General features: G+C 70.6%; 10 protein-coding genes. 4 read left to right on the top strand and 6 right to left on the bottom strand.

Annotated features, from left to right (window positions below; genetic code table 11):
- Positions 1 to 437 precede the first annotated feature (437 nt).
- Positions 438 to 1862 (top strand): HNH endonuclease signature motif containing protein (locus ASG74_RS16780; RefSeq protein WP_235499081.1); only part of this gene is annotated, 1425 nt, incomplete at its 5' end.
- Between the two features lie 9 nt (positions 1863 to 1871).
- On the opposite strand, the gene ASG74_RS16775 is transcribed toward ASG74_RS16780, so the two are convergent.
- The 5 genes from ASG74_RS16775 to alaS are packed head-to-tail and all read right to left on the bottom strand — an operon-like array spanning position 1872 to position 7753.
- Positions 1872 to 2570, bottom strand: coding sequence for a prepilin peptidase (locus ASG74_RS16775; RefSeq protein WP_056146424.1), 699 nt, complete (start codon positions 2568 to 2570; stop codon positions 1872 to 1874).
- The gene (locus ASG74_RS16770; protein ID WP_235499080.1) at positions 2570 to 3388 is read right to left on the bottom strand and encodes a shikimate dehydrogenase; all 819 of its coding nucleotides are present in this window, start codon (positions 3386 to 3388) and stop codon (positions 2570 to 2572) included. The genes ASG74_RS16775 and ASG74_RS16770 overlap by 1 nt, the downstream gene beginning before the upstream one ends.
- The gene (gene mltG / locus ASG74_RS16765) at positions 3382 to 4548 is read right to left on the bottom strand and encodes an endolytic transglycosylase MltG (RefSeq protein ID WP_056146422.1); all 1167 of its coding nucleotides are present in this window, start codon (positions 4546 to 4548) and stop codon (positions 3382 to 3384) included. The genes ASG74_RS16770 and mltG overlap by 7 nt, the downstream gene beginning before the upstream one ends.
- Positions 4545 to 5063 (bottom strand): Holliday junction resolvase RuvX, encoded by a 519-nt coding sequence (ruvX, locus tag ASG74_RS16760; RefSeq protein WP_082569871.1) that lies wholly within the window; start codon positions 5061 to 5063, stop codon positions 4545 to 4547. The genes mltG and ruvX overlap by 4 nt, the downstream gene beginning before the upstream one ends.
- On the bottom strand, positions 5060 to 7753 hold the full coding sequence (gene alaS, locus ASG74_RS16755; RefSeq protein WP_056146417.1) for an alanine--tRNA ligase: 2694 nt from the start codon (positions 7751 to 7753) through the stop codon (positions 5060 to 5062). The genes ruvX and alaS overlap by 4 nt, the downstream gene beginning before the upstream one ends.
- 152 nt (positions 7754 to 7905) lie before the next feature.
- Here alaS and ASG74_RS16750 point away from each other — a divergent pair, with 152 nt between their 5' ends.
- The 3 genes from ASG74_RS16750 to ASG74_RS16740 are packed head-to-tail and all read left to right on the top strand — an operon-like array spanning position 7906 to position 9670.
- On the top strand, positions 7906 to 8934 hold the full coding sequence (locus tag ASG74_RS16750) for an LLM class flavin-dependent oxidoreductase (RefSeq protein WP_056146414.1): 1029 nt from the start codon (positions 7906 to 7908) through the stop codon (positions 8932 to 8934).
- Positions 8935 to 8984: 50 nt separating this feature from the next.
- The gene (locus ASG74_RS16745; protein ID WP_056146411.1) at positions 8985 to 9299 is read left to right on the top strand and encodes a PadR family transcriptional regulator; all 315 of its coding nucleotides are present in this window, start codon (positions 8985 to 8987) and stop codon (positions 9297 to 9299) included.
- Entirely contained in the window at positions 9296 to 9670 is a 375-nt protein-coding gene (locus ASG74_RS16740; RefSeq protein ID WP_056146409.1) for a hypothetical protein, read from the top strand. Before ASG74_RS16745 ends, ASG74_RS16740 begins: the two co-directional genes overlap by 4 nt.
- A gap of 3 nt (positions 9671 to 9673) precedes the next feature.
- On the opposite strand, the gene ASG74_RS16735 is transcribed toward ASG74_RS16740, so the two are convergent.
- Positions 9674 to 11047: a replication-associated recombination protein A gene (locus ASG74_RS16735; protein WP_056146407.1), complete on the bottom strand. Its 1374-nt coding sequence runs from the start codon at positions 11045 to 11047 to the stop codon at positions 9674 to 9676.
- Between the last annotated feature and the right edge of the window lie 32 nt (positions 11048 to 11079).

The following is an 11079-nucleotide window of genomic DNA, read 5'->3' as shown; positions in this document are numbered from 1 at the left end:
CTACCGCAGCCAGCGCTCACTGCGCACGCCCTACGCCACCGTCCGCCTCAATCAGAAAAAATCGGAAGAACGACTCCAAACAGGTTGACAGGTTCCGGAACGACGCGTTGTTCGCTTGCAGCAGAACATAATTCGCTTCGCCTTCTCTTTCACTCGAACATGTGTTCGGCTATGATGGGGACATGAACCCGGACACCGCGACCGCCGCCCTTGCGGGCCGGTATGCCGCGTTGCTGGGTGCCGCTGCACACCTCACCACCGACGACCTCCTCGACGTCGTGGAACAGGCCCAGGCCGAGATCAACGCCGCCACGGCACGCCAAGCAGTGGCGCTGGCGCACCTGGCCGCGATCGACCCCGTGCGCCAGGAGGACGGCACCACCGCCGAGGTCCACCACGGCCTGGGACACCAACGCCTCGACGCACCCGAGCTGGCNCTGGCCGCGATCGACCCCGTGCGCCAGGAGGACGGCACCACCGCCGAGGTCCACCACGGCCTGGGACACCAACGCCTCGACGCACCCGAGCTGGCCGCACCCCGGCTCGGAGTCTCCACCCACGTCGCCGCCAACCGGGTCCTGGACGCCATCCGCCAGCTGACCCGCACCCCCGCCGTGATCGACGCCATGGCCGAGGGCGACCTCGACCAACGACGCGCCGCCGTCATCACCGAGGAAACCGAGTTCCTCACCGCCCAGGACGCCGCGAGCGTGGTGGCCGACGTCGCACCGCACTGGCGGGAGCTGACGATCGGGCCGCTGCGCCGCCTCGTGGCCGCCACCGCCGCCCGCGTCGCACCCCAGGCTGTGGCCGCCGAAGCCGAGCGGGCCAACCAACGCCGGGGGCTGACCCGCCGCCACGGCGAGCACGGACTGGACCAGTGGCGCGCCGACGTCCTTGCCGAGCAGTCCAGCCGCGCCTGGGCCGCCGTCACCGAACGCGCCCGCCAACTCGTGCGTGACGGACACGCCGACAACCTCACCCAGGCCCGCGTCGACGCCCTCATGCGCCTGGTCCTCGAGCACAGCGACGTGCGCGTGGTGGTCCACACCACCCGCGCCGCCACCCCTGACAGCGACACCACAGCCTCCGGTGCGGATGATGCCTCCGGCAAGTCCACCCCCAAAGACAACACCGGCGCACCAGCCGACGGATGGGTCGAGGTCGGCGGGCTGACCGGTGCGGGTAGGACCATGGTTCCCGCGAGCTTCCTCACCGGTGCCACTGCCGGTGGGGAGCTGACCTGCCACCCCACCACCGGTGCCCTCCTGGGCGGTGACGTCCCCGCCGGCCTCGCCGTGGGGCGCGACCTCAAGGGCACCAGCACCGCGACCACCCCCGCCTACCGCATCCCCGCCGCGATGGCCCGCTTCGTGCGGTTGCGCGACGGCGGATGCCGCTTCCCCGGCTGCGCCGTCCCCGCACGCCAGTGCGACCTCGACCACGTCCGCCCCTGGCCCACCGGACCCACCGACCCCGGCAACCTCATCGCCCTGTGCCGGCGCCACCACCGCATCAAGCAACGCGACGGCTGGAGCGTGCACCTGCACCCCGACCGCACCCTCACCTGGACCGACCCCTCCGGCTGCACCACCACCACCTGGCCCGTCGACCACCTCCACCACACCACCAGCACCGCCACGCCCGACGGCCCCCGCCCCGCCCGCAGAACCACCCACGTGAACTTCAGCCTCCTCGACCACACCTACTTCGAGCTCCTCCTCACCGCACCGCCACCCCCACGACCCACCCGGGCGACCACCCTTCCCGAGGTCGAACCCACCGCACCCGCCATCGACCTCCACTGGACCCAGCTCACCTGGGACCCACCACCCCGCGAACCCGAACCCATCCCCTTCTGATCCTGCTCGTCAGGACCCGAGGTACCCGTCGACCAGCTGCTGGGTCCACGCGACCGCGACCAGAAGACCAGCGCACATGAACGGTCCGAAGGCCATCGCCGACTTTCGGCCCGCCCGGCCGGTCACGAGCAGCACGACGGCACCCACCCCACCGAGGACGAACGCGGCCATCGTCCCGATGAGGACGTGCCCGACGGAGAACCAGCCGAGCAGCAGCCCGATCGTCGGCGCGAGCTGGACGTCGCCGCCACCGAAACCTCCGCCGGGCAGGAACGCGAACGCGACATAGGCAGCCGTCAGCGCCAGCGAGCAGATGACCGCCGTGAGCAGACGGTCCCACTCCCCCGTCGCGATGGTCGGCGGCAGGAGGAGAAGCGCGAACGCCGGCAGCGCAGGACGCGTGAGCCCGACCGGAAGTCGGTGCACGTCGAGGTCGATCCACACAAGGCAGACCGTGAGCCAGGCAAAGAGCAGGTATGCCGGCAGGGCGGCGTAGTCCGCCGCGTCACCCAGCGTCCGGGCCAGGAGGAGGACGATGCCCGCGAGGAGAGGAGCCACCCACCAGGGACGCGGTGGGGAGTGAGTCGCCTCGTCCTCATCGATCCGGTAGCCGGCTGTCGCCAGCTCCTTCCCCGTCAGGTGCCCGACGACGAGCGCGACGACGACGAGAACGCCGGTCGCGAGCAGCGGAAGCGGGTGGGGCTCCATCAGCGCGCCACCGCCTCGTGCGCCGCGGCGAACATGACGTCGAGGGAAGGGTTCAGGCCGGTGAACATCCGCACCTGCTCGGCTGCCTGGTGCACCAGCATGTCCAGGCCGGAGATGACGTCCGCTCCCGCGTCGCGCGTGGCACGCGCCAGGGGCGTGGGCCAGTCGGCATAGATCACATCGAGCACCGTGCTCCCGGCCAGCACAGCGCCGCGGCCGCCAACAGCCTCACCGGTGGTGGCACTGGCTGACGACGCCAGCGTCGAGACGACGAGCCGGCGGGGCGAGCGCGCCCAGTCCTGGAGCGGGACGTGAACCGCCGCGACACCGTGCTGGTTCAGCAGGGCGACGACCTCTGCAGCAGCATCGGTGTTGCGAGCGGCCACGACGACGTCACGCACCCCCAGCTCGACGAGCGCCAGGGCGGCCGAACGGCTCGTGGCCCCGGAGCCCAGGAGGATGGCCGAGCCCTCGTGGTCGACGTGCTCCAGCGTCCGCACGATGCCCACGACGTCGGTGTTGGCACCATCCCACCCGCCGTCGGGGCGACGGACCAACGTGTTGATGGCTCCGGCCTCGCGCGCCACGTCCGTCACCGAGTTGGCGACCTCGAACGCGGCCTCCTTGAGAGGCATCGTCAGGCTCAGGCCACGCCAGTCGTCGCCCAGCTCCGAGACGACACCCACCAGCTGGTCCGAGGTGACCTCACGACGAACGTAGGACCACTGCGCAAGTCCGAGTGCGGCATACGCGGCGTTGTGAAGCGCGGGTGACAGGGAGTGCGAGACCGGCGACCCGAGGACAGCCGCCCTCAGCACTTGTCCTTGTGCTCTGAGCACCACTTGTTGAACTCCTGGACGTTCTTGGCGTGCTGTGCCGCGGTCACGGCGAACTTCGTCTCACCCGTGGACGGGTTGACCGCCACGAAGTAGAACCACGGTCCGTCGGCCGGGTGGGCAGCGGCTTCGATCGAGGCTGCACCGGGGTTGTTGATCGGCCCCGGCGGCAGGCCCTTGACCTTGTAGGTGTTGTAGGGGCTGTCGGAGTTGCGGGCCTTGTCCGAGGTTCCGGCCCGCCCGCGCTTCTGCTCGATGTAGTGAACCGTGGAGTCCATCTGCAGGCGACCGACCGTGGGGCCGTTGGGGTCGTCGAGTCGGTTCTCGATCACGCGGGCCACCTTGGCCCGGTCGGCATCACCGTTGACCTCACCCTCGATGATCGAAGCCACGGTGAGGATGCGGGTGTAGTCCTCCGGCTTGACGCCGGCCTTCTTGAGCTCGGCGAGCGTCATGGCCACCATCGTCTTGAGCTGGGTGGCGGCCGGCGTGCCCTTGTCGAACTCGTAGCTGGACGGGAAGAGGTAGCCCTCGATCTTGCCGTTCGCGGCCTCGGGGAGCCCCAGGGACGCGGGCTTCTTGAGAGCCGCCTGGTACTCCTTGACCGGCACGCCCGTGGCCTTGCTCAGCCGGGGGATGATCTCGCTCGCCCACAGCCCTTCCGGGATCGTCTGACGGTCGACCGCGCGGTTGGCCGGGTCGGTGAGCATGGTGAAGGCATCGCTCGCCTTCATGCCCTTCCTGAGGGTGTAGGCGCCGGCCTGGATCTTGGCGCTCAGCTGCGGGTCGGCCGCCGACGCGTCGAGGTAGGCCGTGCGGGACTTGACGACACCCGCGGCCTTCAGCGTGGTGGCGATGTCCTCGCCGCTGTCGCCCTGCTTGACGGTCACGGTGACGTTGCCCTCGCCCGGGCCGGCGAAGTCCTCCCCCTCGGAGCTGCCGCCGCCGCCGACCATCGAGGAGACGAGCGGCTTGAGGACGGTCACGGCTGCGATAGCCGCTCCGCCGACGAGGACCACGGCGAGAAGGATGGTCAGCAGACCACGCCCCTTGCCGCGCTTCTCACGCGGGCGGCGACGGCGGCGCGGGCCCTCGGGCTCGGGCTCGCCGAAGATCGCCGTGTCGAGATGGTCCTGGGTCACCGTCGTCCATCCTTCGTCTTCGGCCTGCGCCGTTTCTGTCGCTGCACCAGCTCGCCGGGTGGTCGGCCGGAACTTCGCTCCTCATCCAGTGCGGCCTGGAGGATGAGCACCGCAGCCGCCTGGTCGACGACCTCACGCTGCCGACGTCCGGCGACTCCGCTGTCGCGCAAGGCCCGGTGGGCGCTGACACTCGTGAGTCGTTCGTCGACGAGACGGACGTCCACGGGTGCGACCCGGTGAGCCAACTCCGAAGCATACTGGCGCGCAGCCTGCGCGCTCGGACCTTCGCCACCGGAAAGCGAGCGGGGCAGGCCGACGATGATCTCGACGACCTGGCGCTCGACCCCGAGCGCGACGATCTGTGCCACGTCGTCGTCGGTGATCTCAGCGTCCGGCCACGTGCGTCGCAGGGTGGCATGGGGGGTCGCGAGGATTCCCGAGGGGTCGCAGAGGGCCACACCGACGCGGACGGTGCCGACGTCCACCCCCAGACGCACCCCGGGGCGGACGCTCAACCGACGAGCTCTCCGACGCGCCACTCGACGGCGTTGATGGCCTCGCCAGTCCTGGCGAGGTCCTGACCACCGCCCTGCGCGATGTCGTCCTTGCCGCCGCCACCACCGCCCAGTGCCTGGGCTGCGATGCGGACGAGCTCGCCGGCCTTGATGCCCTTGTCGCGGGCCGCCTGGTTCGTCGCGATGACGACCACCGGCCGGCCCTTGGCACCACCGGTGACGGCAACCACCGCCGGTGCACCCTCGCCGAGCTTCTGCCGTGCATCGAGGACCATGGCCCGCACGTCATCGGCACCGGCCTCAGCACCCGCGTCGTGGCCGACGAAGCGGACTCCACCGACGTCCTTGGCGTTGTCGCTGAGCGACCCGGCCGCCGCGAGAACCGCCTGCTTGCGGCCCTTCTCGAGCTCGCGCTCGGCGTCCTTGAGTCGCGTCACCATCGCGCCGATGCGCTCGGTGAGGTCACCCGGCTGGCCACCGACGATGCCGGTCAGCTCGGCGACGATGGCCCGCTCGCGCGCGAGGTAGCGCAGCGCGTCCATCCCGACGAAGGCCTCGATGCGGCGGACGCCGGAGCCCACGGAGGACTCTCCCGTCACCGTGAGCGCACCGACCTGCGAGGAGTGCCCGACGTGGGTGCCACCGCAGAGCTCGCGCGACCAGGGGCCACCGATCTCGACGACGCGCACGTCCTCGCCATAGGTCTCGCCGAAGAGGGCGAGGGCGCCGGCCTCGCGCGCCTGCGCCAGGCTCATCCATGACGCCGACACGGGGAGGTCCTTGCGGACCGCGAGGTTGGCGACCTCCTCGATCTCGCTGCGGGTCTCGGGCGAGAGTGCCTGGCCCCACGCGAAGTCGAGACGGAGGTAGCCGGGCTTGTTGTAGGAGCCGGACTGCAGGGCGGACGGGCCGAGCACCTGGCGCAGCGCCGCGTGGATCACGTGCGTGCCCGAGTGTGCCTGGCAGGCGGACAGGCGCCACTCGGGGTCGACCTCGGCGAGCACCGGGGCACCGGCGCGAAGCGGTCCGTGGACCACCTCCACCGTGTGGGCGATCAGGCCCTTGACCGGACGCTGGACGTCGACGACCTTGAGGTGGACGCCGTCGGCGGTGATGATGCCCTCGTCGGCGATCTGACCACCGGACTCGGCATAGAAGGGGGTGCGGTCGAGCACGACCTGGCCGCGCTGTCCGGGCTCGATCTCCTCGACGCGGTTGCCGTCCATGACCAGACCGAGGACGGTGGCTTCGCTCGTGAGCTCCTGCCAGGCACGGAAGTCCGTCTCGCCGGAGGCGCGCAGCTCCTTCCAGACCTCGGTGTTGGCGTGGCCGGACTTCTTGGCCTTGGCGTCAGCCTTGGCCCGGTTGCGCTGCTCCTGCATGAGCCGCGTGAACCCCTCGCGGTCGACGGACAGCCCCTGCTCCTGCGCCATCTCGAGCGTGAGGTCGATCGGGAAGCCATAGGTGTCGTGCAGCTGGAACGCCTGGCCGCCGGCCAGCGTCGTGCCGCCGGACTCCTTGGTCCGCGAGACCGCGGAGTCGAGGATCGTCGTGCCCGAGGCGAGGGTACGCCGGAAGGCCTCCTCCTCGGCATACGCGATCTGGCTGATCCGGTCGAAGCCGGTCTCCAGCTCGGGGTAGGACTGCTTCATCCGCTCCATCGAGATGGGGAGCAGGTGCGGCAGCGCCGGCTCCTCGAAGCCGAGCAGGCGCATCGAGCGCACGGCGCGTCGCAGCATGCGGCGCAGGACGTAGCCGCGGCCCTCGTTGCCGGGAGTGACGCCGTCCCCGATGAGCATGAGCGAGGAACGCACGTGGTCAGCCACGACGCGCAGGTGCACGTCGTCGGGGTGGGACTCGCCCGCGGAGTGGCCCGAGTGGGCACCGTAGGACTTGCCTGTCATCTCGGCGGCCTTGGCCAGCACCGGGTAGACCTCGTCGATCTCGTAGAGGTTGTCCACGCCCTGCAGCACGGAGGCGATCCGCTCCAGGCCCATCCCGGTGTCGACGTTCTCGGCCGGCAACGGGCCGGAGACGTCGAAGTCGACCTTGGAGCGCACCTCACTGAGCTCGTACTGCATGAAGACGAGGTTCCAGATCTCCATGTAGCGGTCCTCGTCGACCTCGGGACCGCCCTCCTTGCCGTACTCGGCGCCGCGGTCGTAGAAGATCTCGCTGCACGGCCCGCCGGGGCCCGGGACGCCCATGTGCCAGTAGTTGTCGGCCTTGCCCCGACGCACGATCCGCTCGGCGGGGATCGTGGTGTACTCGGCCCAGAGCCGCTCCGCCTCGTCGTCGTCCTGGTAGACGGTCGCCCAGAGCCGGTCGGGGTCGAGGCCGTAGCCGCCGTCGTCCTGCGATGTCGTGAGCAGGGCCCACGCGAAGCGGATCGCGTCCTTCTTGAAGTAGTCGCCGAAGGAGAAGTTGCCATTCATCTGGAAGAACGTGCCGTGGCGCGAGGTCTTGCCGACCTCGTCGATGTCACCCGTCCGGACACACTTCTGCACGCTCGTCGCGCGGTCCCACTGGGGGGTCTCCTGACCGAGGAAGTACGGCTTGAAGGGCACCATGCCGGCGTTGACGAACAGCAGGTTGGGGTCCTCGTGGATCAGCGGCGCGGAGGGCACCACCGTGTGGCCGTTCTTCTCGAAGAAGGCGAGCCAGCGGCGCCGGATCTCAGCGGTTTCCATGTCGTGTCAGTCCTGGGGGTCGAGATGCGTCGAGTCGGGTGCGTCGGCCGCGGTCGCCGGGCACAGGGAATCCTACGTTCAGCGACGCTACCCGCCGAAGTGGGTTTCCCCGGTCGACCTCGGCCGGACAGGGTGGGCCATAGATTGGCGGGATGACACTGGAGCTCGGCCTGGACACCTTCGGCGACATCGCGCTCGGTGAGGACGGGCAGCCGCTTCCCGCCGCGACCGTCATCCGCGAGGTGCTCGCCGAGGGACAGCTCGCCGACCGCCTCGGGCTCGACTTCTTCGGGGTGGGCGAGCACCACCGGCCCGACTACGCGGTCTCGGCGCCCGACACCGTGCTCGCGGGTCTGGCGACGACGACCAGCCACATCCGGCTCGGCTCATCCGTGACGGTGCTCAGCTCCGACGACCCGATCCGCGTGTTCCAGCGGTTCTCCACGGTCGACGCCCTGTCCAACGGTCGCGCCGAGATCACGGTGGGGCGAGGCTCCTTCGTCGAGTCCTTCCCACTGTTCGGGCTCGCGCTGCAGGACTACGAGGTGCTCTTCAGCGAGAAGCTCGACCTGCTCACGAAGGTGTTGCAGGAGAGGGCCTTCCGCTGGGAGGGCTCGGTGCGACCGCCCGTGGAGACGGGTCCCGTCATGCCACCGACAGAGTCCGGTCACCTGCCGACATGGGTCGGCGTGGGCGGCACGCCCGCGTCGGTCGTGCGAGCGGCCCACTACGGACTGCCCATCGTCATCGCGATCATCGGTGGTGCAAGCGCCCAGTTCGCCCCGCTGGCCGACCTCTACCGCCGGGCGTGTGACGAGTCCGGCCACCCCGGGCTGCCCATCGGCGTCCACTCCCCCGGGCACGTGGCCGCCACGGACGAGGAGGCGCGCGAGCAGTACCTCCCGCACTTCATCGAGCAGATGCGCAAGATCGGTCGCGAGCGCGGGTGGGCACCGATGACGCAGGAGGCCGCGAAGGCGCAGCTCTCACCCGAGGGTGCCGTCTACTGCGGCTCCCCCGAGACCGTGGCGGGCAAGATCGCCCGGACGGTCACCGTGCTCGGTGCCTCGCGCTTCCAGTTCAAGTACTCCAACGGGCGCCTGCCCCACGACCTGCGGATGGAGTCGATCCGGCTGTTCGGCGAGGAGGTCGCCCCGCGCGTCCGCGAGCTCTTGCGCTGAGTCCCACCCCTAGGTAGAGTTAGACCATGGGAACGCGGCATGGTCCTCGGATGACCGGGCCCACGCGCGCCGTGCTGCACGTGTTCCTCAGCGCCGACGACGTGGACCACTACGGGCTGGCCATCGGTGCGGCCACCCGCCTCCCGAGCGGCACGGTTCACCCCATCCTCGCCCGGCTCGAGGGCCTGGACTGGCTGTCGAGCCGCTGGGAGGACGTCGACCCGGCCGATGCCGGTCGCCCGCGCCGTCGGCTCTACCGCCTCACCGAGTCCGGTCGCACCCAGGCGCGGGCGGCCGTGGCTGCCGCAGACGAACGCCGTGCCCGGCTCGCCCGCCGGCCAGCGCTCACCCCGGTGCAGCCATGACCTCCCTCGCGAACGCTCTCGTCTCCGCCGGCGTGCTCCTGCTCCCCCAGCAGGAGCGCCGCCGCTACGCCGAGGAGCTCGAGTCGGATCTGCGGTCCCAGCCGCGCTGGGGCCGACTTCCGTATGCCGTGTCCCTCCTGCTCGGGATGCCGCACCTTCGCTGGGAGGTGCTGCGCCGACAGGCCGGCCAGCCGGTGCCCTTCTGCTTCGTGGGCATGCACCGCAACCTCACGGTGCACCCGAACCCGGACGACGGGTCGATCATCGCCAGGCAGTGCATCCTCTGCCACCGCATCCACGACCCTCGGCAGTACCTCGGCAGGGCCAACCCTGAGGGCCTCGGCTGGATCGCCGCAGGCCAAGGCAAGTGAACCTCACCCGCGGCCGAGCCGCTCCTTGAGCCAGGTCCAGCGTTCCTGCAGCCGGGCCTCGAAGCCCCTGTCGGTCGGCCGGTAGTAGTCCGTCGAACCGTGCAGGTCGTCCGGCAGGTACTGCTGGCGCGCCACGCCGTCGGGCTGGTCGTGCGCGTAGACGTAGCCGTCGCCATGCCCGAGACGGGAGGCACCGGCATACCCGCTCCCGCGAAGGTGAGGGGGCACCGCCCCGCCACGTCCGCCACGCACGTCGGCAATGGCGGCATTGATCCCGGCATACGCCGCATTGCTCTTGGGCGCGAGGGTGTTGTGGACGACCGCCTGGGCCAGGATGATCCGCGCCTCTGGCATGCCGATCTGCGCGACAGCATGCATCGCAGCCACCGCCGTCTGGAGCGCGGTCGGGTCACCCATGCCGACGTCCTCGCTGGCGGAGATGACGATGCGCCGCGCGATGAAGCGCGGGTCCTCACCGGCCTCGAGCTGACGGGCGAGGTAGTGCAGTGCGGCGTCCACGTCGGACCCACGCATCGACTTGATGAAGGCGGAGGCGACGTCGTAGTGCTGGTCGCCGGTCTTGTCGTAGCGCACCGAGGCCTGGGCCACGGCCTGCTCGGCGTGCTCGAGCGTGATCTCGATGGGCGCGTCGTCCGTGCGCCCCGCGGGAGCGTCGTCGAGCGCCACCCCCGCTGCCGCCTCGAGGGACGTGAGCGCCCGACGGGCGTCCCCACCGGAGATGCGCACGAGGTGCTCGCGCGCCTCGCTCGACAACGTGTATGCCGCGTCGAGACCGCGCGCGTCGCTCACCGCCGAGTCCAGGACGTCGGAGACCTCCTCGTCGTCGAGGGAGGTGAGCGAGATGAGCATCGATCGAGAGAGCAGCGGCGCGATGACCGCGAAGGACGGGTTCTCGGTGGTCGCAGCGACGAGGATGACCTGTCGCGTCTCCACACCGGGCAGCAGCGCGTCCTGCTGGGCCTTGGTGAAGCGGTGGATCTCGTCGAGGAAGAGCACCGTCTGGCGGCCGTAGAGGTCGCGGTTGCGGGCCGCCGCCTCCATGACGGCGCGCACGTCCTTGACGCCGGCAGTGACGGCCGACAGCTCGACGAACTCACGGTTGGCCGCGGTGGCGACGAGGTGCGCCAGCGTGGTCTTTCCCGTTCCCGGTGGCCCCCAGATGATCGCGCTGAGCGACCCGGCCGTGCCACCCGAACCCTCGATCAGCCGGCGCAGTGGGCTGCCGGCCCGCAGGACGTCACCCTGGCCGCGCACCTCGTCGATGGAGGCCGGGCGCATCCGGACCGCCAGCGGCGGGATCGTCTCGGCCGCCGGCCCACTCCCGGAGGAGGCGAAGAGGTCGTCACCGGCTGCCACCGAGCCAGCCTAGCCGTCACCGCCGACGGTGC

Source organism: Knoellia sp. Soil729, assembly GCF_001427985.1.
Lineage (GTDB): Bacteria > Actinomycetota > Actinomycetes > Actinomycetales > Dermatophilaceae > Knoellia.
Note: the sequence above shows the minus strand (reverse complement) of the source record. Positions and strands in the feature narration are given on the sequence as shown.

Coding starts and splice junctions, on each gene's coding strand:
- ASG74_RS16775 (WP_056146424.1), bottom strand. CDS start 2,570: ATGGAGCCCCACCCGCTTCCGCTGCTCGCGACCGGCGTTCTCGTCGTC.
- alaS (WP_056146417.1), bottom strand. CDS start 7,753: ATGGAAACCGCTGAGATCCGGCGCCGCTGGCTCGCCTTCTTCGAGAAG.
- ASG74_RS16750 (WP_056146414.1), top strand. CDS start 7,906: ATGACACTGGAGCTCGGCCTGGACACCTTCGGCGACATCGCGCTCGGT.
- ASG74_RS16745 (WP_056146411.1), top strand. CDS start 8,985: ATGACCGGGCCCACGCGCGCCGTGCTGCACGTGTTCCTCAGCGCCGAC.
- ASG74_RS16740 (WP_056146409.1), top strand. CDS start 9,296: ATGACCTCCCTCGCGAACGCTCTCGTCTCCGCCGGCGTGCTCCTGCTC.